At 37.2% G+C, this 23,496-nt stretch carries 13 protein-coding genes; 9 read left to right on the top strand and 4 right to left on the bottom strand.

Annotated elements, in window-relative coordinates:
• Positions 1-15 precede the first annotated feature (15 nt).
• The 8 genes from ACRD62_RS08335 (at position 16) to ACRD62_RS08300 (ending at position 14,252) form a co-directional block, all read left to right on the top strand.
• Complete coding sequence (locus tag ACRD62_RS08335) at positions 16-1,707, top strand: FAD-dependent oxidoreductase (RefSeq protein WP_430819678.1); 1,692 nt, start codon at positions 16-18, stop codon at positions 1,705-1,707.
• Positions 1,708-1,885: 178 nt separating this feature from the next.
• Positions 1,886-3,493 carry a SusR family glycan utilization regulator gene (gene susR / locus ACRD62_RS08330; RefSeq protein ID WP_430819677.1) on the top strand — a complete coding sequence of 536 codons (1,608 nt, stop codon included), beginning with the start codon at positions 1,886-1,888 and terminating at the stop codon, positions 3,491-3,493.
• A gap of 239 nt (positions 3,494-3,732) precedes the next feature.
• Entirely contained in the window at positions 3,733-6,741 is a 3,009-nt protein-coding gene (locus ACRD62_RS08325; protein ID WP_430819676.1) for a SusC/RagA family TonB-linked outer membrane protein, read from the top strand.
• A 12-nt stretch (positions 6,742-6,753) separates the two neighbouring features.
• The gene (locus ACRD62_RS08320; protein ID WP_430819675.1) at positions 6,754-8,355 is read left to right on the top strand and encodes a RagB/SusD family nutrient uptake outer membrane protein; all 1,602 of its coding nucleotides are present in this window, start codon (positions 6,754-6,756) and stop codon (positions 8,353-8,355) included.
• A 33-nt stretch (positions 8,356-8,388) separates the two neighbouring features.
• A complete protein-coding gene (locus ACRD62_RS08315; protein ID WP_430819674.1) occupies positions 8,389-9,543 on the top strand; it encodes a SusE domain-containing protein in 1,155 nt (384 codons plus the stop codon).
• 20 nt (positions 9,544-9,563) lie between these two features.
• Positions 9,564-10,649, top strand: a complete 1,086-nt coding sequence (locus ACRD62_RS08310) for a starch-binding protein (RefSeq protein ID WP_430819673.1) — start codon at positions 9,564-9,566, stop codon at positions 10,647-10,649.
• Between the two features lie 78 nt (positions 10,650-10,727).
• Complete coding sequence (locus tag ACRD62_RS08305) at positions 10,728-12,098, top strand: alpha-amylase family glycosyl hydrolase (protein WP_430819672.1); 1,371 nt, start codon at positions 10,728-10,730, stop codon at positions 12,096-12,098.
• An 81-nt stretch (positions 12,099-12,179) separates the two neighbouring features.
• Positions 12,180-14,252, top strand: a complete 2,073-nt coding sequence (locus ACRD62_RS08300) for a glycoside hydrolase family 97 protein (RefSeq protein ID WP_430819671.1) — start codon at positions 12,180-12,182, stop codon at positions 14,250-14,252.
• A 112-nt stretch (positions 14,253-14,364) separates the two neighbouring features.
• Here the strand turns inward: ACRD62_RS08300 and ACRD62_RS08295 are convergent, their stop codons facing one another.
• The 4 genes from ACRD62_RS08295 to ACRD62_RS08280 all read right to left on the bottom strand — a co-directional run bounded on the left by ACRD62_RS08295 (position 14,365) and on the right by ACRD62_RS08280 (position 20,121).
• Positions 14,365-15,204, bottom strand: a complete 840-nt coding sequence (locus ACRD62_RS08295; protein ID WP_430819669.1) for a HEAT repeat domain-containing protein — start codon at positions 15,202-15,204, stop codon at positions 14,365-14,367.
• Positions 15,205-15,395: 191 nt separating this feature from the next.
• Positions 15,396-16,787, bottom strand: coding sequence for a sensor histidine kinase (locus ACRD62_RS08290; protein ID WP_430819668.1), 1,392 nt, complete (start codon positions 16,785-16,787; stop codon positions 15,396-15,398).
• A gap of 173 nt (positions 16,788-16,960) precedes the next feature.
• Positions 16,961-17,716 (bottom strand): GDSL-type esterase/lipase family protein, encoded by a 756-nt coding sequence (locus tag ACRD62_RS08285; RefSeq protein WP_430819667.1) that lies wholly within the window; start codon positions 17,714-17,716, stop codon positions 16,961-16,963.
• Positions 17,717-17,772: 56 nt separating this feature from the next.
• Positions 17,773-20,121 (bottom strand): glycosyl hydrolase 115 family protein, encoded by a 2,349-nt coding sequence (locus ACRD62_RS08280; protein ID WP_430819665.1) that lies wholly within the window; start codon positions 20,119-20,121, stop codon positions 17,773-17,775.
• A gap of 469 nt (positions 20,122-20,590) precedes the next feature.
• On the opposite strand from ACRD62_RS08280, the gene ACRD62_RS08275 reads away from it, so the two are divergent.
• Positions 20,591-23,434 (top strand): DUF8487 domain-containing protein, encoded by a 2,844-nt coding sequence (locus ACRD62_RS08275; protein ID WP_430819664.1) that lies wholly within the window; start codon positions 20,591-20,593, stop codon positions 23,432-23,434.
• The last annotated feature ends 62 nt before the right edge of the window (positions 23,435-23,496 follow it).

Genomic DNA, 23,496 nt, shown 5'->3' with positions numbered 1-23,496 from the left:
TAAATCCATGTCAAAATGAAAAATAAACGCATTGTTATTATTGGCGGATCTGCTGCAGGACCCAAAGCAGCGGCCCGGGCACGAAGATTAGATGAATCTGCTGAGATTACAATCTTTCAGAAAGCACCTGATTTATCAATGGCATCCTGTGGTTATCCATATTATGTAGGTGGCTTTTTTGACGACAGAAACAAACTACTTTGCACGCCAACAGGAGTTGTTCGGGACCCAAAGTATTACATCAACGCCAAAGGAATAGAAGCTAAAGTTAATACCGAGGTTACTCGTATCGACAGAAAAAAGATGCAGATAGAATTTAAAGATCTGATATCAGGTGAAACAGGAACTCATCAATATGATAAGCTAATTATTGCAACCGGTACAACTCCTAAAATGCCTCCTATACCCGGAATTGATCTGGATGGAATAACACCTCTTCAATCAATGCAAAATGCTGATTATTTGCGTAAAATTCGTGATGATAAAAGCATTAAAAAAGCCGTTGTTATTGGTGGAGGGCTAATTGGAATTGAAACAACCGAAGCTCTAAATCTGGCAGGTATTGAATTAACACTTATTGAGTTATTACCTCAATTACTAACCTTCCTCGACTGGAAAATGGCAAAGCTGGTTGAGAATTATCTTAAATCGAAAGCCAATGTTATTACCAAAAATGGAGTTGCTGAGTTTATTGGAGAAAATGGCAAATTGAAAGCTGTAAAACTGGCTAATGGAACAGAAATTCCATGCGAGCTGGCTGTTGTTGCTATTGGTGTAACACCTCGAGTTGATTTAGCAAGAGATGCCGGACTGAAAATTGGTGAATTGGGAGGAATAACGGTTAATGATTTCATGCAAACTTCAGACAAAGATATTTACGCTGTTGGAGACTGTATAGAGGTTACAAATAAGATAACGGGCAATAAGGTTCTGGCTCCTTACGGAGACCTTGCTAATCTGGAAGGTCGTGTGGCTGGTGAAAATGTAATATTAAATGATACAGCCACCTTTAAAGGAACAATCCAAACGGGTATTTGCAAAATATTTGATTATGGTGTAGGTATTACAGGGTTATCAGAGGCTGCAGCTGAAAAAGAAGGGCTGGATTTCATTAAAGTTGTCAATGCTAGTCCTGACAAACCAGGCTTCATGAATGGAAAGTTATTGATAACCAAATTAGTTGCTGAACAAAAAACGGGACGCATCCTTGGAGCCCAATGCATAGGACCGGGTGATGTTAGTAAACAGATAGCTATTTGGGCTACAGCCATTATGGGAAAACTAACAGTTGATGACCTAGTGAATAATGACTTACCATACGCTCCACCTTTCTCATTGGCTATCGACCATAGTATTGCAACAGCACATATCATGCAAAATAAAATGCGTGGTTTATTCGACGGAATATCTGCTTTAGAAGTAAAAGAAAAAGTTGATAAAGGTGAATTTCTTTATTTGCTTGATACAAGAGGTCCGGATGAATACGAACAGACAAGACTCGGCTTAGGCGAAACATTGATACCAATAGGTCAATTACGCACTCGTATACAGGAATTACCTAAAGATAAAGACACACCAATAGTTACCTATTGTAAAATATCACTACGTGGTTATGAGGCTTCCCGTGTACTAAAAGCTAACGGATATACTAATGTTAAAGTAATGGAAGGAGGTATAATGGGCTGGCCTTTCGAAAAAGAAAAATAATAAAGAACTGGTTTTTTCCTATGTCCCGGTATCATGCTCCTGCTTATAATGATACCGGGATTTTTGTTTTCAAATTGCTTTCTGCACATCAAATTCTCAAACATTATTATCTTTAACCAATCGCAGACTATTGTAATCTTTGATTTTCAATATTGATCAAGGTTAATGACAATCCAATATGAAAAGAACCTTTTTATACATTCTTATTTGTGTGAGCATTAATATTAGTGCACAAGACAATACTATTGACTCACTTTTTAAGGTTCTGGATCAGTCAATCAGCAATAAAAATCTTTTTATTGAAAACAAGCTCAATATTATTGACAGCTTAAAAGCAAAGGTTTCGAATGCAGATAATAAGCATCAACAATTCTCTCTCTTCAAAGAATTATACGACGAGTATAAAACCTTTCAATATGATTCTGCTTATCATTACGCCATTTCGAATTACAACGATTCAAAAAATACAAATAACATTTATTGGTTCAACCAAAGCAGCCTTGATTTATCCTTTATCATGACCTCATCAGGGTTATACAGCGATTCGTTTCGTTTTATCGAAAATATAGTTAATGACTCTTTAACCAATCAACAGAAACTTGAATATTACAATCATTATGGTCGATTGTATCACGATCTTACTTTATTTAATGGACGAAATTTATATTCCGATGAATATTGGTACAAAGCACGTGGTTACTGGGATTCATTAATTATTCTTTCGGATCAGTTACAGGTTCCCAACCATATATCCAAAGGTTTACTCGAGCTGATTGATGGCAATATTGAAAGGGCAAAAAATATTTATCTTGGTTACCTTCAGAGCCAGGATTCTTATAGTCAGGATTATTCCATTACAGCCTCTACCCTTTCATTTATCTACAGCATCTCGGATAATAAAAAAATGCAGAAGCAATATGCAATTCTGGCAGCTATTTCTGATATTAATTGTGCTATAACTGAAAATGCCTCGTTTCATCAACTGGCTTTGATCTTATATGATGAAGGTGATACTGAAAGGGCATACCAATTGATCAAGCTTTCACTCAACGATGCCAATTATTACAATGCACGGTTACGTAGAGTAGAGATTGCCAAATCGTTACCTATAATCGAGAAAGCCTTTCATGATAAACTTAACAAAGAAAAAAGACGACTTTCGATAGCACTAACTGCAATAAGCTTACTGGCTCTTATTATTTTATTTGCCACCTTCTACATTCTTAAGCAATTAAAAGAGCTACGACAAAACCGAAAAGTAATCCAATTGACCAATGATCAGTTGAATCAATTAAATCTTGATTTACTTGAATCAAATAAAATTAAAGAGGAATACATCGGACACTTCCTAAACCTTTGTTCTCAATACATCGATAAAATTGAACAGTTTCACCAACTGGTTCAACGTAAAATAACTGTTGGTCAAATTGATTCGTTGCTGGCAATGACCAAATCAAAAAAGTTGATTGATGAAGAAATGCAGGAGCTTTTAATGAGCTTCGACCGTATCTTTCTGAAATTATTCCCTGATTTTAAAGACGAATTCAATGCGCTTTTCGAACCCGAAAATCAATTCTCATTAAAAAAAGATGAACTACTGAATACCGAACTTAGGATTTTTGCTTTGATTCGTTTAGGTGTTAGCGACAGTTCAAAGATAGCTCAGTTTTTACGCTACTCAGTTAACACGGTTTATACGTATCGTACCAAAGTTAAAAACCGGGCAAAAATTGACAGAGATAAGTTCGAAGATGAAATAATGAAAATCGACAGTTTCACATCGTAACTAAACCTTTATTAAGAGCTCAAAAAGATCATTTTTCCCTCTATATTCTTCTAAAAAAGATTTAACTAATCTATATTTTTTGAATCCTAAAAATATCACATTCGTTTGTATTACTGAATATTAGCAAATACATAATTCAATAAAAGTCTATATTTCATTTTATATACTCCAAGAGCCATGGCAATTCACAAATAGTTTTGTATTCGGAATAATCCGAGTTCAAAATTAAACGATTTGTTATGAAAAAAATCCATTCGAACTCAAAGGCTTCGAAAACACGTTCGTGGTTTTTAAAAGTCTTTGCTCTTCTGTTATTATTAACTTCTACAATTCCCGGGTTCGCTCAGGAATCAACTTCAGTCTCCGGTATTGTTAAAGATCAATCTGGCGAGACATTAATTGGGGTAAACGTTATTGTTAAAAATAAAACTATTGGAACGGTAACTGATACCAACGGGCAGTTCTCATTTAATCAAATTTCTGCCAGCGATACTTTAGTCTTCTCATTTATTGGATTTGATGATCAGGAAGTTGCCATTGTAGGGCGTCAATCTATCAATGTGGTGATGACTTCATCGGAGGAATTGGTTGGTGAAGTTGTGATCATTGGTTATGGATCGGTAAAGAAAGATGACCTGACTGGTTCGGTTGCAGTGCTAAAACCTGATTTGGAAAACCGAGGTTCTGCACCTAATCCACAAGATATGCTTATTGGTAAAATACCCGGTGTACAAATTACTACAGCCGGTGGTTCTCCAAGTGCAGGGGCAACCATTCGAATTCGTGGAGGCTCTTCACTTTCGGCTAATAACGATCCTTTAATTGTTGTGGACGGGATACCATTAGGTGGCGGTCCGGGTGGTGTTGGTAATATGCTTAGTACGATCAACCCAACCGATATTGAGACATTTACCGTATTAAAAGATGCATCAGCAACAGCCATTTACGGTTCAAGAGCTTCCAACGGAGTAATTCTGATCACTACTAAAAAAGGAAAAACAGGTAAGCTTCGCATCAGTTATGATGGAAATGTATCGGTTAGTCAGCGCAAAGAAGGAATTGATGTTCTTAACGGAGATGAATTCCGCACATTTATACAAGACACCTTCACTGGTTTATCAAACGAAGCAGAAGTACTTGGAAAACTGGGTAGTGAAAACACTGACTGGCAGGATGCTATTTTCCGCACATCATTAAGTACGGAGCACAACTTAAGTGCATACGGATCTTATAAGGATATTATGCCATACCGGGCTTCGGTTGGTTATACTAATCAGAACGGTATTCTGAAAACTTCCAACATGGAACGTTTTACCGGTAGTTTCTCTGTTACTCCGCAAATGTTAGATAAACATCTGTCAGTGAACCTGAATGGACGAGGTATGTATATTAAAAACCGTTTTGCCGATCAGGGTGCCATAGGTTCTGCTATTTCAATGGATCCAACACAGCCTATTTACGACGAAAACAGCCCATATGGAGGTTATTGGTCATGGACAGGTAATGATGGAAACATATTAAACGTTGCTACAAAAAACCCTGTTTCATTGCTTGAAATGCGTGATGATACGTCAGAAGGTTACCAGTTTATTGGAAATGCACAGGCTGATTATAAACTGCACTTTTTCCCTAAAATTAATTTCAACTTAAATATGGGAATTGATTATTCCGAAACAACCGGACATAATGCAACTCCACACACAGCTCCTGCACAAGCTAATGCAGGTGGTTATCAGAATGATTGGAAAAATACACGTAACAATTCATTACTCGATTTCTATGGTCAGTACAAGACTGATATGAACTTTATGCAAAGTAATTTCGATGTTATGGCAGGTTATTCATGGCAGCACTTCTGGTGGGAAAACAGTAATCTTGCTATTCGCACGGCCCCAGATCGTTATGGCGAAGTGATCGAAGATAATGTACCTTACGCTGAAGAATATTATCTGGTATCCTTTTTCGGAAGAATGAATTGGAACATGTATAACAAATACCTGCTTACCTTTACGGTTCGTCAGGATGGATCTTCAAGATTTAACAGCGACAATCGCTGGGGTGTATTTCCGGCAGCTGCATTTGCCTGGCGTATCAACGAGGAGAATTTTCTGAAAGGTTCTGATATTCTATCCAATCTTAAACTTCGTTTAGGCTGGGGGCTAACAGGCCAGCAGGATATTGGCTACACCTACCCTTCCGTTAGAGTTTACCAGAACAGCGTGGGAGAAGCAGCCAACTATTATCGCAATGGAGTTTGGGAAACACTCATTAAGCCCCTTTCATACAATGCCAATCTAAAGTGGGAAACTACTCGTACCTGGAACGTTGGAGTTGATTATGGTTTCTTCAACAATCGCTTAAACGGAACCATCGACTTTTATAACCGCGAAACCAGTGATCTGCTGAATCAGGAGGTAAAAGTTGCAGCAGGTAGTAACTTCAGCGAATATGTAGTAGCCAATATTGGTACACTTGAAAACATCGGTACTGAATTTTCGGTAAATGTGGTACCAATCGTTAAAAACGACTGGGAATGGGAATTTGGATTCAACTTTGCCTATAATAAAAATGAAATTACTGCACTTACCTTCAATAACGATGCAGCGATGAACCGTTTTGGAAATACAGGTGGTGATGGTGGTTTTAACCTTCTTGCCCACTCTGTAGGCCATCCACATTCGATGTACTATGTGTACGAACAAATTTACGACGAAGCGGGAAATCCGATTGAAGGAATGTATGTGGATAGAAATAACGACGGAACGATAAACGAAGAAGATCTTTATCTATATCACAAATTTACTCCCGACTGGAACCTTGGTTTTAATACTAAACTAAGTTACAAAAACTGGGATTTATCAATTGCTTCACACGGTAGCCTGGGTAATTATAACTATAATGCAATTGCTGCTAATAATGCAGAACTTGCACCTGCACGTGTTTATGCCAATGAGTTTTTAAGCAACCGTCATGCTACTGCATTCGAAACAAATTTCCAGTACAAAAGGGTTTTATCTGATTACTACGTTCAAGACGCTTCTTTCTTTAGAATCGACAACATCACACTGGGATATTCGATTGACAAAATACTGGGATTTGATACTAAAACAAGATTATCACTTGCAGTTCAGAATCCAGTAGTATTTACTAACTACAAAGGACTTGATCCGGAAGTTTTCGGAGGAGTGGATAGTAATTTTTATCCTCGCCCGATCATATATGTATTTGGTGTGAGTGTAAACTTTTAAAAGAAATTGGAAATGAAAATATATAATAAAATCACAATACTCTTTGCAATAGCATTGACACTTAACTTAGTTTCCTGTACCGACGATTTAAATACGGTTCCTCCCGGAGGAAAAGAAACTACAGCTGAAGAGGCATGGAATGACGAATCAACTTATAATAAATTCGTTGCAAAAATATATGCCAGTTTTGCACTTTCGGGCAACCAGGGACCTAATGGCTACGATGATATTGTAGGCGCTGATCAGGGAGAAGCAACGTTTCTTCGCTCATACTGGAACTTACAGGAATTGACCACCGACGAAGCTGTTTGTGCATGGTCAGACGATGGTTTGAACGGACTTACTTTTTGCAACTGGACCTCCAGTAACCGATTCTGTGAACTTACTTATAACCGTATATTGGTTACCATCGCTTTCTGTAATGAATTTCTGCGTGAAACAGAAGAAAGTTTATTAAATGAGCGAAATGTAGATGAGGCACTTAAGGCTCAAATACAGGAATACAGAACGGAAGTAAAAGCCATCAGAGCTATTAAGTACTATTTACTGATGGATCTATATGCCAATGTTCCTTTCTTAGAAGAAGAAAGCGGTGTTGGTGCCTATATGCCGGAACAAAAAGGACGCGATTTCTTATTTCCATGGATTGAAAGTGAATTACTTGCCTGTGAAGACAATCTTCCTGCAAAAAGTGAACTAAACTACGGTAAAGTAACCAATGGTGTTATCTGGATGGTTTTGGCAAAAATGTACCTCAACGCCGAAGTTTATATTGGTGAAAGCAAATACACCGAAAGTTTAACTTATCTCAATAAAATAATGAACGAAGGCTATTTATTGGACACCAGGTACAGCTATATGTTTGGTGCCGATAATGACCTTTCTCCGGAGATCATTTTCCCTATTATTTTTGATGGAAAAAAAGCAACTACTTATGGAGGAACAACCTACCTGATGGCGGCTTCATGGGGATCGGATATGGAACCAGGGAGTAACTTCGGATTGGGTCAGTCATGGTCAGGTCTTCGAGCTAAAGAAACGCTTAGCAATTTATTTGATGATAATGATGCAAGAGCAATGTTCTGGACTGATAAGAGAACGCTGGAAACCTCAGTTTTAAATGATTTTAATTTTGGATATTCAGTAATAAAATATACAAACATCAAACGAAGCGATCCGTTGAATGTATCGGTTGAAAATCGTGAATTTGGTTCCGATAACCAGTTCCCTGATACCGACTTCCCAATGTATCGATTGGCTGATGCTTACCTGATGTATGCCGAAGCTGTTTTACGAGGTGGAACAGGTGGTGAAAGAAGCACTGCGCTGGGTTATATCAACGAAATACGTTCCCGAGCTAATGCTTCAACCATTTCGGATAGCGACCTGACACTCGATTTTATTTTACAGGAACGCTCAAGAGAACTCTATTGGGAAGGACACCGCCGTACCGACCTGATTCGTTTTAACCAATTTACAGCAAATTATGCCTGGCCTTGGAAGAATGGAGTATACAGCGGAACTGCAAATATCAACGAGATTTATAAAGTTTTTCCGATTCCGGCAGCAGAGTTAGTGGCTAACTCAAACATCGAACAAAATCCGGGTTACTAATTGGTGAAACATAAATCAAAAAACTGAATTAACATGAAAAAACAAATAATATATCTGAGTTTGTTACTCTTATCTGTTACACTTTTTAGTTGTAACGATGACGAAAACAATCCGATACTGACTCATATAGAAGCCAGTCAATTAAACTATCTGCCTTCAAATATGATTGTTCTTGAAACAGTAGAAACAGGAACTAACCCTTTACTATTTACTATCACATGGACCGAGACATTCTTTTATCTTGATGGTTCGGATAAATCAATGCCGGCTGGTCCTGTTAGCTACCAGTTGCAAATCGATCTGGAAGGAAATAATTTTGCCAATGCCAAAACACTTGCTTCCACAATGCAATTATATACTGATGTATTTGTTGCCGATTTGAATACATTCTTACTAAACGAATTTGAAGTTCAACCGGCAGAAGCCGTAAATTACGAAATGAGAGTAGTTGCAACCTATGGCGAAGGAAATACCAACAATGTTGTTAATTCAGCCAACACACTACCTGTAACCATCACTACCTACATTCCTCCAACGGATATCGAACCAATTTATATTATTGGTGATATGCAAGGTTGGAATAATACAAGTACTGAGTTTATGATGTATCGTAATAGTAGTTCCTCTGATGATTATACATATACCTACACAGGTTTTATAGCCGGCAACACTTACTTTAAGCTTTGTGCCGAAAGTAATCTGGGCACCTGGGATAAGATGTATTGCGCAGGTGCTGGTGGTGTTTTGGAATTTGGTGATTTTGGTGCATTCTTCATAGAGACAGATGGCTACTATACAATTACTATTGATTTAGGTGCCATGACATGGTTAATTGAAACATATGATGCAAGTGGAGCAACCGAATGGCCGGTAATGAATTTTGTTGGAGCCTTCTCAGAGTGGGGAGCTACCAATGAACCCAACATGGTTGTTTCAAGTTACGACCCTCATCAATGGAGTTTGGATATTACGCTTGACAACATTGAGTATGGTGTTAAATTCCGAGCAAACAATAGCTGGGATAATCGCTGGTGTCCAAAAGTAACAACAGATACTCCGTGGGGTGTTGCAGAATTAAACCCAACTACTCACGACAATAACATCAGTCTGGATGAATACGGTTTGGGTACTTACAATATCCGTTTCAACGACCTTACAGGACATTATGTGGTAATGTTTCAGGAATAAAACTTAAAAAAGAAATTATCATGAGTACAATAAAATATATCATTGGTTTCATATTTCTTGCAGTTATTATGTATTCCTGCGAGGAAAACTACGAACGTTCTGCAGGAGGAGATATTGTAATAACAAATCCGGTTTTGAATGCATTAACTGAAAATGAATTTATATTGGATGCACCGGAAGAAGGTGACGATGGTGACTTTTTGTTCCGTACAACCTGGTCTCGTCCGCGTATCTCTTACGAAAATGGTTTGCCAGTTGACACTAAAAACATGAGCTATGCAGTGGAAGCCGGAATTCTAAGCCAGAATTTCGAATCAAAAGTTATAGTGGATGAAACTGACGGGCTTTTCTCTGATATTTATTCTGCAACACTTTATAAAATAGCTGAAAGTCTGGCAGGTGAAGATTTTGAAGGCACACAAAACATTGAATTAAGGATAGTGGCTACCTATGAAGGAAGTTCCGATTCTATTATTTCCAATTCGATACCTGTGGTTGTTTCAAAAGTAGCTCAATGGGAACCAGAAGAGCTAACCATCAGATTTAAACAAGCTGCAGGTAGCTGGAGTGAGTTTGCAGTTTATGCCTGGGGCGAATCAGAAGTTTATGGTGGCTGGCCGGGTCAGGTATTAACTGCTAATGCCGAAGGATGGTACTCATTTACAGTACCAACAAATCGCCCTGTTAATTTGATTATAAATAATAATGGAGCCGGTCAGCAATTCGATTTCTTAAACGATCCGATGGAAAGTGCATGTTACGAATTTGATACTGACAATAACACTTTTACAGCTGTTGATTGTCCTTCATTACCTATTACCATACGTTGGAAATATGTAGGCTCAGACTGGACATCATTTGGAATTTACGCCTGGGGAGGAGATCCTGTAGGTGAAACTTTTGGTGCATGGCCAGGTCAAATGCCAACACCCGATGCTGAAGGCTGGTGCACTGTAACCGTTCCAGCAGGTCAATCAGCCGGTAATGTAATCTTTAATAACGGAGTTGGTGGTGATGGAGGTCAATTTGATCTTTCCATGTCAATTACTGAAGATATATGTTTTGAAATAACTTCAGATTCCTATACAGTAGTGGATTGTAACTAAAAGTACCCCAGACACACTATGTGATATTTTGCAAGTGTGTCCGGATTCAAATTAACTTGGGAAAATAACAGTGATTTTATGAAGAAGATATTTTTTTTAACAGGCTTATTTATGACCTTGTCATTGTTCGCGGCTTGCAACGACAATGACATACCTACACCTGTAGAACAAACAGAGACCGAACAATTTTATGGCGAACCTTTTGATAAAGTACCTTCCATTGAAAACATCGTCATGTACGAAGCTAACCAGCGAGTATTTGCACAGAACAATTCTTTCAATGCTATTACTGAACGATTAGATGAGATAAAATCATTAGGAGTAAATGTACTTTGGTTAATGCCTGTTAACGAACAAGGTGTTGAAAATGCCATTGGATCGCCCTATTGTATTAAAAACTATACAGCAACAGAACCTGAATACGGAACACTGGACGATTTAAGAGAACTGGTTAAACAAGCCCATGACAGAGAAATGGCTGTTATTATTGATTGGGTGGGTAATCATACTTCATGGGATAACGAGTGGGTTAAAAATCATAAAGATTGGTATACTCAAGATGCAAACGGCAATATAATTCCTCCGGTTGGAACCAATTGGTCTGATGTGGCTGATCTTAATTTCAATAACCATGAGATGAGAGCCGAAATGATATCATCCATGAAGTTTTGGGTGCGCGAAGCCAATGTGGATGGTTTTCGTTGTGATGCTGCAGACTGGATTCCTGCCGGCTTCTGGCGCGATGCAGTTTACCAGCTAAAAAACATGCAAGAGGGACGTACTGTTTTAATGCTTGCCGAAGGAACAGATCCTATTAATCTTCAGGCTGGTTTTGATTTGGATTACGGATGGAATTTCTGTGATGTTCTGGAAGGTATTTACAATGGAACAAAACAAACTTCTGAATTGTATACATCTCACCAAAACGAGTATAACCAGATACCGGTTGGAAAACAGAAACTGCGTTTCACCACCAATCACGACCGTGCCTCTGAAAACAGCCCTATCACGAAGTACAAGAGTCAGCAAGGTGCTCTGTCGGCTTATGTTATTTCAACAACTTTAGGAGGTGTGCCGCTAATGTATAGTTCTCAAGAAGTTGGCTATAGTTCAACCATTAACTTCTTCAATTTTGTAAATGTTAACTGGGACAACAATCAGGATATTAATTTGTCCTATCAAAAAATAATGGCCATATACAATTCTTCGGATGTCTTTAAAACAGGCTCACTGGAAACATTTGCTGATGAAAATGTGATTTGTTTCAACCGCTTTCTTGATGATGAAAGTGTATTAGTAATTGCAAATGTTAGAAACACTAACACTACATTAACAATACCTGATATTTTCATATCTGATATCAGATCAAACCTGATGGATAACACATCCATTACACTAGATGAAACAATTAGTCTGTCGCCTTATGAATTCTTAATCCTAAAAAAATAATAAATTATAGAAATTAAGTGCGAAAGACATATATTATTATATAATTGAGATAAATAATAGTCTCAATGAAAACTTTTCAAAATGAAACAATACTTTATAAATATACTAATGGTTAGTCTTGTTTTACTGACTTCCTGTAAGGATGACAGTAAAAATACGATCCATTCACCTGATCAGAATATTCAGGTGAATGTGGAAGTCAACAAGGCAGGACAACCTATTTACTCAGTAATCTTTAATGGTGAAAAATTAATTACCAATGCAGCTCTTGGGCTGAAAATAAACGGAATTGACTTAAGTTCCGGAGTACAAATGAAAAAGGTGTCAATCAGTACTGTTAAAGACAAATGGGAACCTGTATGGGGGCAATATGCTGAGATTAACAACTATTACAATCAGGGAATTATAAGTCTGGAAAAAGATAATCTACAAATTGATGTTACTTTTAGAGTTTATAATGATGGTTTGGGGTTCAGATACACCATTCAGGGCGAGGGTGAAGCAATTGTGAACAGTGAAGCTACTCAGTTTAATATGGCTTCAGACAATAAAACATGGTGGATTGCTCCTTGCTGGGAAAATGATGAATACATCTATCAGACTACTTTATTAAGTGAGATAACTGAAGAACTGCGCAATCAGTCAGCGCCTGAGGGACATGCTCAATACTTCCCATGCGCAACAGGTTTTAACACTCCGGTAACCATGAAAACACCGGCTGGTAATTACCTGAGCATCCATGAAGCGGCATTGGTAAACTATCCGGGCTCATCATTATGCCTTAATCCTGAAAATCTGGAAATTAATATGGCAGCAGCCGGAAAACCTGGTGAGATAGCAAAAGTGAATCTGCCTTTCAGTACTCCATGGCGAACCATTACTGTTGGTAAAAAAGCAGGCGACCTGATTGAATCATCTCTGATACTTAACCTGAATGAACCCAATAAGCTGGAAGATGTAAGCTTTATCAAACCAATGAAATATGTGGGTATCTGGTGGGAGATGCACGTAAAAAAATCGACATGGGAACTCGAAGGAAGTAAAAATCATGGTGCCAATACTGCTAACGTTAAACGGTATATTGATTTTGCTGCAGAAAACGGTTTTGGTGGAGTTTTGGTTGAAGGATGGAACAAAGGCTGGAATGGCTGGGTTAATTTTGATTATACCCAACCTTACGCCGACTTCGATATGGATGAATTAAGTGCTTATGCTCAATCAAAAGGCATTGAAATAATTGGTCATCACGAAACAGGTGGTCAGGTAGAGAACTACGAACGTCAACTGGAAGATGCCTATCAATATTATCAGGATCACGGTGTACATGCGGTTAAAACAGGATACGTAGGTAAAATAGAAAATCACTATCACTACGATCAATGGATGGTGAATCATTACAACCATACGGTAAAACTGGCTGCCCAACATCAAATAGCTGTTAACACTCATGAGCCAATTAAACCAAGCGGACTTAGTCGTACGTACCCTAACCTGTTAAGTGGTGAAGGTATGCGAGGACAGGAATTTAACGCATGGAGCGATGGAACAACACTGAACCATCATACCATTTTACCTTTTACCCGTAATTTGGCCGGACCCATGGATTATACTCCGGGTATATTTGATTTGCAACTGGTTAACTCAGTAAACAAAGATTATAAGAAGCTGAAGACTGATGAAGAACGCAAAAACTACCCGTTCAAACATCGTGTAAAAAGTACGCTGGCTCATCAATTGGGTCTATATGTGGTGTTCTACAGTCCTATTCAGATGGCTGCTGACTTACCAGAAAACTATGCTGGTATAGATGCCTTACAATTCATTAAAGATGTGCCGGTTGATTGGTCAGACACAAAGGTGCTTGATGCTGAAATAGGTGAATTCTGTACCATTGCACGTAAAGACAAACAATCTGATAATTGGTTTGTAGGCGGAATAACCAATCAGGATGCACGTGAAGAAACCATATCATTTGATTTTCTTGATGATGATGCTTCATATGAATGCACTCTTTACTCTGATGATGCCAAGGCAGACTGGGATTTGAACCCAACATTATATAACATTACTAAAAAAGAAATAAAAAAAGGAGATAGCATTCAAATTAAATTGGCTCCGGGAGGAGGTTTTGCTATCTCACTAATAAAAAAATAGCTGTAAAGTTATTTAAACATAGATTTTCTTGATAGTCGGCCAACGGGCCGACTTTTTTTATGCATTTAAAGTTAAAATATCAGAAAGATCAACAAAAAGGAAACATGTGTAATTATCTTAACTGGGTTAAACGACTTAAAGCCAACTTCCTGATTTCACTGTCTTCATCATTTATTGAAACATGTGTTAAAGTGGATCGGGATGTTAATTTTCGAATAGCCAAAACTCTTAATTCTTTCTCACTTTCATTTAAAGCAATATGTGATAGTGTTGATTGAGAGTATAACTTTTCAATGGCTAATCGTCTTACATTAGTGTCGCTATCATTTAAGGCTACATGGGATAAGGTAGACTGAGAATTTAATTTCTCAATTGCCAACATTCGCAATTCCCTATCGTTATCATTCAACGCAATGTGCGACAAAGTTGACTGAGAGTTTAACTTTTCAATGGCTAATCGCCTTACTTTACTGTCGCTATCATTTAAGGCAACATGGGATAAGGTAGACTGGGATTCTAGTTTTTCGATTGCCAACATTCGCAATTCCCTATCGTTATCATTCAATGCAATGTGCGACAGAGTTGATTGAGAATATAACTTTTCAATGGCTAATCGCCTTACTTTACTGTCGCTATCATTTAAAGCCACATGTGATAAAGTTGATTGAGAATTTACCTTCTCAATGGCCATCATTCTTAATTCTTTGTCACTTTCATTTAAAGCAATATTTGAAAGCGTAGATTGGGAAAAAAGATGTTGGATAGCCATTCTCCTCATTTCCTTGTCGGAATCATTTAAAGCTATGTGTGAAAGAGTTGACTGACTTACACTTGACAAGGATTCCAATGTTATTTCTTCATCAGGATAAGTAGTTACAGTAATAACCTGACGTTCGTGATAACACGACACAAAAACAACAAGAACGGATAATAGAATTAGGATCTTTTTCATTAGGTTTGATTAAGTAGATTTAAACGCGTGAATAAATATATAAATAATATATACCTTATCATAATATCTAGCTAAACTACATTATTATGATAGCTTATTCGTTCTTTATAAAAGATTATTAAGCAATTAAATAATAATTTAATCATACAAACAAATATCAAACAAGCAGTTGAAGTATATCGATGTGTAATCTACCCTCCTAACCCATCTTGCATTTGATCCCTATCAAGATTTACATTTAAAGGCAACAAAATGCTGAATTGAACCCCATCATCAAGATTACAAACTGTAATTTCTCCATTATGTTCTTCAATAATGGAATAACAAATTGATAAACCCAATCCTTTCCCCTTATCCGGATCCTTAGTGGTAAAAAACGGATCAAAAATTTGATTGATATATATCTCAGGAATGGCAGGACCGGAATTAAAAATTTCTATCACTGCAGTATTACCTTTCTCAAATGTTCTGATTACTATCCTTTTTTCTTTAAGCTCTTCTGTATTTAGAATAAAAATTGCGTTATTTAAAATATTAATCATCACCTGATGCATCTTGTCGGCATAAACAGGCACCAAGGTATGTAACTCATATTTTTTTTCTACTAAGGTCTCTCCGGGCATTTTGGTCCTAAGAAAAAGCAATGTATTATCTATTATTGTATGGATATCATTCTTTTCCAATCTGGATTGAGGATTTTTAGAAAAAGCCATTAGAGCTTTCACTACATCTACGGAGCGATTAAAACCCTCATTAATAAAATTAGTAGCTAAATTAAAAGATTCATTTACCTCCGGAGTTACACTTTTTTCTATTTCAGGTTTCAAACTTTTTATGATCTCAATTCCTCCGGAAATAAAATTCAGCGGATTATTTATTTCATGAGCCACACCAGATGTAAGTGTACCTAAAGAGGCCATTTTTTCTGATTGAACTAAATAGTTTTGAGTGGTTTTAATTTCTTCAATTGCCTCGTGTAAATGGTAGGTACGATCTTCCACTGTTTTTTCGAGTTGCAATTGATGATGTTGAAGCTCAAGTCTTAATTTATATTGCACATAATAGAACATGATAGCTATTGCTGTATAGGTCATTTCAAAGCTGGCACCATCAAATAGTTTTGCGTAGCCAGATAAAAAGTTCTCAAACCCAAAATGACTTATATCGTTCGGAAGCACAAAAGCCAATGTAAATGACATCATATAATAGACGATAACAAGAAATAAACTGGCTATGGCATTCTTAATATTATTGAATTTTTGTTTTTCCAGAGAATGAAATAAATACCAAAGGATAAACAACGGAATAACATGTCCTCCAAAAGTATACAAGTTAATCGTTATGATATTTTTAAAATAAATAGAAGATATTGCACTCAGACCAATTGAAAAATAAGGTTTAGACAGATGTATGATAGCTATAATCAGTGGTAATTCCCGCAGATCGCTTTGTATATTCTCAATTCCCGGAATAGCAAAATTTATATATCGAAAAGCAATGGAAAGCACACCAAAAAGCAAGGTAATTGAGACATCCTTATTCAGATATTTGCGAACTATTTTCAAAATCTGATGTAAATTCATAAGTCTCAATTAAGAAGTAAAAGCTAACTTAAAATACAAAAGATTTATGATACAAACAGACGAATCGATATTAAATCTCTTCCAGTCAAGAATTTTGGATTAGTAAACTATCAAAAATTCAAGGAATTATTACTTCAGGAATTCTAATTAGCAGATAACCTAATCTAGTACTATTAAAGACTTTCAAGTATCAATTTTTCAAATTTTACCCAATTTTCATAACCATCCTCGTTCAAATGAACACCATCTTTTGTGAGCTCTTTCATCATATCTCCATTATCATCGACAAACTGATGATAGAGATCAATAAGTGTATAATATCCTCTCGACTCATTTTTTCGAATCAGTTCATTGAGGGATACAATATCATCTTTTAAAAAGTCTCTTCGGGTTGGTAATACCGTACGTACAAAAATTTTTGTATTTGGTGATTTACGTTGTATGATTCTGGCAATTTTAACGATGTTATTAGCAACATACTTGGTTGACGGAACCAACTTTTTGTAACTAAAACGTTTGTCACCATCCTCATAATGCAAACTAAACAGATCATTGATTCCAATAAGAATAAAAACAGCTTTGGGTTGGAAAAATACAACCTCATCAAGACGCATCAAAACACCATCGGTAACATCTCCGGCAATTCCACGGTTACGAATATGGGCAATTCCAAATTTTTCACTCCAGTCAGCTCCTTGCTGAGTTATGCTGTTACCAATAAAAACAATATCACCTTTCTCCAGTGGATTATCTCGGAATAAATCAATCCGTTTAGGATAATTATTTTGAGTCCAGTCGTTATGAAAAGGTGAAACTTTTTCTTTGTCGGGATATAACTTTAACTTTTCCTTATCGGTTAATTCGTTTGATTGCCCGTAGGATAACACACTAAATAGAAGAGAAATAAATAGAGTAAGAGTCTTTTTCATTCTGTCTTTTGTTTGATGTATCATTCCTACAAGCATCAGATAAAAAGCAGGCTAATCTATTCTTCAAATATTAATATCTGGTCTATTACTACTCCTTCATCCACAGCTTTTATCGTCACTGTTTGTATTCCTTTACCTTTCAATGAATGAACAGTCTGTCTAATGGCTTGATTGCGGAGAACATTTAATTTCCATTCCTCACTGCGACCTTTCGTACGATAGTCGATAATTTGCTCTTCTTCATCGTTAACTGATATAGAATATCTTAGTTTCTCACCTTCTACCGGATGATACGGAGCCAATGTAACCTGAATTTTAATCGTATCCAAGTCAGTTGCCTCAAAATTAAACATCACTGAACTGGCTTTTGCCAAACTTATTGCACCATTTTCATAGCCCAAACCAACTTCAACAGGCTTATCGCCTTTAAATGAGTCAAAGTCAATACCATTAAATTTAGCGAGTACAGATTTTTCTTCAACCATCGGTTTGGTTGCTTCGCTACGTGGAACTTTATTAAACACTGGTAAATTACGAGGATTATATGTCATCATCCTGTTCCATTTACCGTTATTCAGGCTGTTATACTCCTGAGTTAATGATACAATTTCTTCAAATGCATTATCGCTCAATTGCCAATCTGCTTTACCATGACGGGCTAATTGACCGTAAAGCTGTTTTTTGTTCATTTCAGCTGCACCTGATACCGGATACTTAACCAGTTGAAACCAGGAGAATGTTTTTTCGGCAGGTATCTTTGCGCCCAAATCATTTACCTTTTCTTCAATGGTTTCATATTGATCAATTCGGGTTCGGATATATGATTCACTCCATAGCAGATCAGAAATAACCTGATATTTAAGATCCCGTTCTTCCACACGTGTATTTCCCATATATTCTGGTTTTCGAATATATGCCAGGCGGTAATATTCAGCAATTACAGGAACCAATTCCCGGGCTACTTCATCACCAAATTCACGTGAGTAAAAATTATACAAATGCTTTTTAATACCTTCTACATTATTTTCTATATTGTCGATATTCCAGGCCATATCAAGGAAAAACTCAATTAGATACTCAGCGGGTTTGATATCGCCTACATTCACCACCCACATTTCTCTAACTCCCTTATCATAGGCAAGTTTCATCTGGTTATATATTTGAGCAGGATGGTTGGTTGAAATCCATAAATAATCGTGCGGACGCCCCCAGTATGAAACATGGTAATAGATTCCATTACCACCTGAACGAGCTCTTTCAATACTATCCGGGAAATGCTTTATGTAGCCATAATTATCATCTGTCCACATCAATGTCACATCATCTGGTATCTTAAGTCCTAATTTATAGGCTTCCAGTACTTCTTTATAAGGAATGAAGACCTGTGATATCTTCGTCATGTCCTGGTTAACAATACGAGCCAGCATATCTCGTTGGTCTTTAATCACATGAACCAGTGCTTCTTTTTGTTCTTCAGCTGTTTTAGCTCCTTCCATTGGTCCATCATGAACACCCCTCATACCTAGGGTATAAATATTATCAGAACCGGCTAACTCAGTAACGCGTTCCTCCCAAAAGCTCAGAACCTTCTCTTTATTGGTTAGGTAATTATATCTTCCTTCACCTCGTTCATGCCATTCGGCATTGGCATTACAAACCATTGGTTCACAGTGAGAAGTACCTACAAATATTCCATATTTATCCGCTACTTCTTTATTTCCGGGAGTTAAATAAAACGCCTCAGAACAGCTGTGCATAGCAGGCCAATAAGTATTGGCACGAAGGCGCAATAATAATTCAAATATACGGGAGTGGGTTTCCGGACCTATTCTTCCTTTTACATCTGAAGGTTCATAGGTCTGATTAGCCCATGGAGTAAGTCCCCAGTCTTCGTCGTTGATGAAGATTCCTCTTCGTGCAACAGAAGGAAATTGGAAATCACGAAATCCATCCGGCAAAGTAAATTGATCTTTTTTCTCAATTGGAGAATCGGCCCACCACACCCAAGGTGAAACACCCATCATTCTTGACAGTTCAAGAATGCCATATGCAGTACCTCTTTTATCACTACCTGCAATAATCAGTTTATTTTTCTCAACCTTTAACAAAAACGCCTCTTCGTGACCAGATAATTGCTTTACATCTTCATCTGACAAATATTTATTGAGTAAGGTATTAACCCCGTATGTACCCAAAATAACACTACCTTTTTTTGTCGACAGTTCAATATCAGAACCAAAGACTTGTGCATAATCATGTTGAAACATCTCCACGGCAGAATGAACCACCTTTTCTTCACTACAATTAAATACAATTCCTGCCCGTTTCCCTTGTTCAAAAGTGATATCTGCCCATGAATTTAATGGCAGCATCAACATAACCAGATATGCAACTATCTTCTTCATCTTATTTTTGCTTTTTGGGGGATTCAATAAAAACTTGTGAATAAACCAACATAAAGGTAAGTATGTAATAACACTTTATCAAAAACATCCTATTGGCCGACATGACAAACATCAAAAATCAATGCATCATGTAACTAGATATTAAAATTCATTATAACCTTTTTAAAACCTCAATTGGAAAGTTCTTATCAAAGATAAAATCAGATAAAAAGGGACTCACTCTGCTTTCAAATTTATGTTAATATTTGTTTATTTATTATTTGAGCAAAAATATAATTCATTTCCTATATCCAAAATTCATATGTAATTATATCGTACATACTAGTTAAAATGAATTATTATTGATATATCTATATCTACAATATAATGAAATATAATATTCCATTCTTATATCAAAAATTCCATATTTGAATAGGCCATAATCATTTATATTGCTGTCGCTAAATCCAGTAATAAAAACTTCTACTTTATGAAAAAACAGGCTATCCTATTTATTCTAATAATAACTGTATTTTTCAGCTGTCATCGCAACCTGCTAACTACTATTGATCTATCTGGTGAATGGAAATACAGATTAGACGAACAGGAGATTGGCAAAGATAATCGTTGGTTTAGTGATGAATTTACGGAAACGATAATGCTACCTGGAGCACTTCGCGATTACGGTATAGGTCATGAACCTGATTTACATACCAACTGGACAGGAAGTATTTATGACAGCTCGTGGTATTTCAATCCGGCAATGGAGAAATACCGACAAGCCGGTAATGTAAAGTTTCCGTTCTGGTTAACACCCAATAAACATTATGTAGGAATGGTATGGTATCAGAAAGAAGTAGATATACCTTCAATCTGGAAAGGCAAAGATGTGGTTGTTTATCTCGAACGCCCTCACTGGCAAACAACAGTCTGGTTTGAAGATGAAATGATTGGGACAAATAACAGTTTATCAGTACCTCATCAGTTTGTAATTCCTGCAGAGATTATTACGGAAGGAAAGCATCGTATTACTGTGTTGGTTGATAATGCCATTCGGGATATTGATCCGGGTATAAATTCTCACAGTATCTCTGATCATACTCAGGGCAACTGGAACGGAATGGTCGGAGACATGAAAATGTTTCCAAAATCAGATGTTCGAATTCAGCAATTGAAGATCACTCCCGATCTAAAAGGAAAATCAGTAAAAGCAGAGGTAATCCTATCCTCTACTCTACCAGATGGCAAACTTACCTTTGAGGTGAAAGGATTGAATCACAATCATAACTTACCTGCAATAATTAAAGATTTTAAGGATTCAAAAGATACGTTGATTTACAACATTCCAATGGGTGATGATTTCAAAACATGGAGCGAATTCTCTCCAAATATCTATGAACTAACTGTACAATTATCAGATGCATCCAGATTGGTTGATTCATATAACTCATCATTCGGAATGAGGGAATTCAATGTAAATGATAAGCATTTTGAGATAAATGGTATTCCACTGTTTTTAAGAGGAACCACTGAGTGCTGCGTGTTTCCGCTAACAGGTTATCCACCAACAGATGAAGCTGAATGGGATCGAATCTTCGAAATCTGTCTGTCGTTTGGTTTGAATCATATGCGTTTCCATTCCTATTGCCCACCCGAAGCAGCTTTTAAGTCGGCTGACAGAGCCGGCTTTTACTTGCAAGTGGAAGGTCCGAGCTGGGCAAAATATTCCACTTCGCTGGGCTATGGCAAACCCGTTGATCAATACCTGATGGACGAAACTAAACGCATCATCGACACTTACGGTAACCATCCGTCATTTTGTATGATGGCATACGGCAACGAGCCATCGGGTAAATATGTGCCTTATCTCGAAAACTGGGTTGATCATTTTCGCAAATACGATCCTCAAAGGGTATTTACAGGAGCTTCAACCGGTCGAAGCTGGGCAATTATAGATAACAGTGATTTTATTGTTCGTTCTCCTCCACGAGGTTTGGAGTGGACAACCAAGCAACCCGAATCGGAATTTGATTACCGCGATAAAACCGAAAATCAGGAACGCCCCTATGTTACATTTGAAATGGGACAATGGTGTGTATTCCCCAATTTTAGTGAGATTGAAAAATACACTGGTTCACTGAAAGCCAAAAACTTTGAGCTGTTTCAGGAAGATCTGGCCGATCATCATATGGCTGATTTAGCTGACGATTTTCTGATGGCATCGGGTAAGATGCAGGCATCGTGCTACAAACAGGAGATTGAAGCAACCATGCGAACACCCAATCTGGCAGGTTTCCAGTTATTATCATTAAACGATTTCAGCGGACAGGGAACAGCGTTGGTAGGTGTTTTGGATGCTTTCTGGGATGAGAAGGGTTATATCACAGACAAAGAGTTTTCGGCCTTCTGTAACAAGGTGGTTCCACTGGCCCGACTACCGAAATTCACTTTCGAATCAAACGAAAACCTGAAAGCAGCTATCGAGATTGCAAATTTCAGTGGTAATATCATCAAGAATGAGTCTGTAAAATGGAAATTACTAAGAGATTCAGTTACTGTAGTAAAAGAAGGAAGCTTTAATACCTCAACTATAGCAATTGGTCATAACAATCCGGTTGGTAACATTGAAGTTCCTCTAACTTTTGCTAAAAAAGCCGAACAGCTGACGCTGGCTGTATCTGTCGGCGAATATGAAAACCAATGGAATATATGGGTTTATCCGGAATCTCAACCTGAAATTAAAACGGATGGTCTGATTATTACAGATCAGATTAACGCAATAACAAAACAGGCTTTGGATGAAGGCAAATCGGTGCTTCTTCTGGTTGCAGGTAAAGTTGAAAACGGTAAAGATGTGGTTCAGCATCACACTCCTGTTTTCTGGAATACATCGTGGTTTCGGATGCGTCCGCCACATACAACAGGAATATTAATTCAAAATGAACATCCTGTGTTTAACGATTTCCCGACGGATTATTACAGCGATATGCAGTGGTGGGAAATTGATAACCTGCAACAGACCATAAATCTGGAATATTTCCCTGAAGATTTTCGTCCGTTGATTCAACCCATCGATACATGGTTTATGAATCGCAGATTGGCCATGCTTTTTGAAGCGAAAGTCAGCAAAGGAAAGTTGATGGTTTGCAGCATTGATCTGTCAGATAATATGGATGAAAGACCTGTGGCTCGTCAGTTGAAGCAAAGCATACTCTACTATATGACATCCGATCAGTTTTCTCCTGCTTCTGATATTAAATATGAAGTTGTGGAAGAGCTTTTTGAGAAGAAAGAACGGGAAGGGTGGAAATCATATGTACGGGAAGATCCATAATTAATCTTTATGAAGATAAATTGGATATGTGTTATGAAATTGCATAAGTTAATTTATCTCAA

The organism is Carboxylicivirga caseinilyticus (assembly GCF_050589785.1).
Classification (GTDB): Bacteria; Bacteroidota; Bacteroidia; order Bacteroidales; family Marinilabiliaceae; genus Carboxylicivirga; species Carboxylicivirga caseinilyticus.
The sequence above is the reverse complement of the archived record's forward strand: the minus strand, read 5'-3'. Positions and strand labels throughout refer to the sequence as shown.

Bases quoted from the DNA above. Each gene is read 5' to 3' on its own strand.
- ACRD62_RS08300 (WP_430819671.1), top strand. From the start codon at position 12,180: ATGAAACAATACTTTATAAATATACTAATGGTTAGTCTTGTTTTACTG.
- ACRD62_RS08305 (WP_430819672.1), top strand. From the start codon at position 10,728: ATGAAGAAGATATTTTTTTTAACAGGCTTATTTATGACCTTGTCATTG.
- ACRD62_RS08275 (WP_430819664.1), top strand. From the start codon at position 20,591: ATGAAAAAACAGGCTATCCTATTTATTCTAATAATAACTGTATTTTTC.
- ACRD62_RS08295 (WP_430819669.1), bottom strand. From the start codon at position 15,204: ATGAAAAAGATCCTAATTCTATTATCCGTTCTTGTTGTTTTTGTGTCG.
- ACRD62_RS08310 (WP_430819673.1), top strand. From the start codon at position 9,564: ATGAGTACAATAAAATATATCATTGGTTTCATATTTCTTGCAGTTATT.
- ACRD62_RS08285 (WP_430819667.1), bottom strand. From the start codon at position 17,716: ATGAAAAAGACTCTTACTCTATTTATTTCTCTTCTATTTAGTGTGTTA.
- ACRD62_RS08325 (WP_430819676.1), top strand. From the start codon at position 3,733: ATGAAAAAAATCCATTCGAACTCAAAGGCTTCGAAAACACGTTCGTGG.
- ACRD62_RS08315 (WP_430819674.1), top strand. From the start codon at position 8,389: ATGAAAAAACAAATAATATATCTGAGTTTGTTACTCTTATCTGTTACA.
- ACRD62_RS08320 (WP_430819675.1), top strand. From the start codon at position 6,754: ATGAAAATATATAATAAAATCACAATACTCTTTGCAATAGCATTGACA.
- ACRD62_RS08290 (WP_430819668.1), bottom strand. From the start codon at position 16,787: ATGAATTTACATCAGATTTTGAAAATAGTTCGCAAATATCTGAATAAG.
- susR (WP_430819677.1), top strand. From the start codon at position 1,886: ATGAAAAGAACCTTTTTATACATTCTTATTTGTGTGAGCATTAATATT.
- ACRD62_RS08280 (WP_430819665.1), bottom strand. From the start codon at position 20,121: ATGAAGAAGATAGTTGCATATCTGGTTATGTTGATGCTGCCATTAAAT.
- ACRD62_RS08335 (WP_430819678.1), top strand. From the start codon at position 16: ATGAAAAATAAACGCATTGTTATTATTGGCGGATCTGCTGCAGGACCC.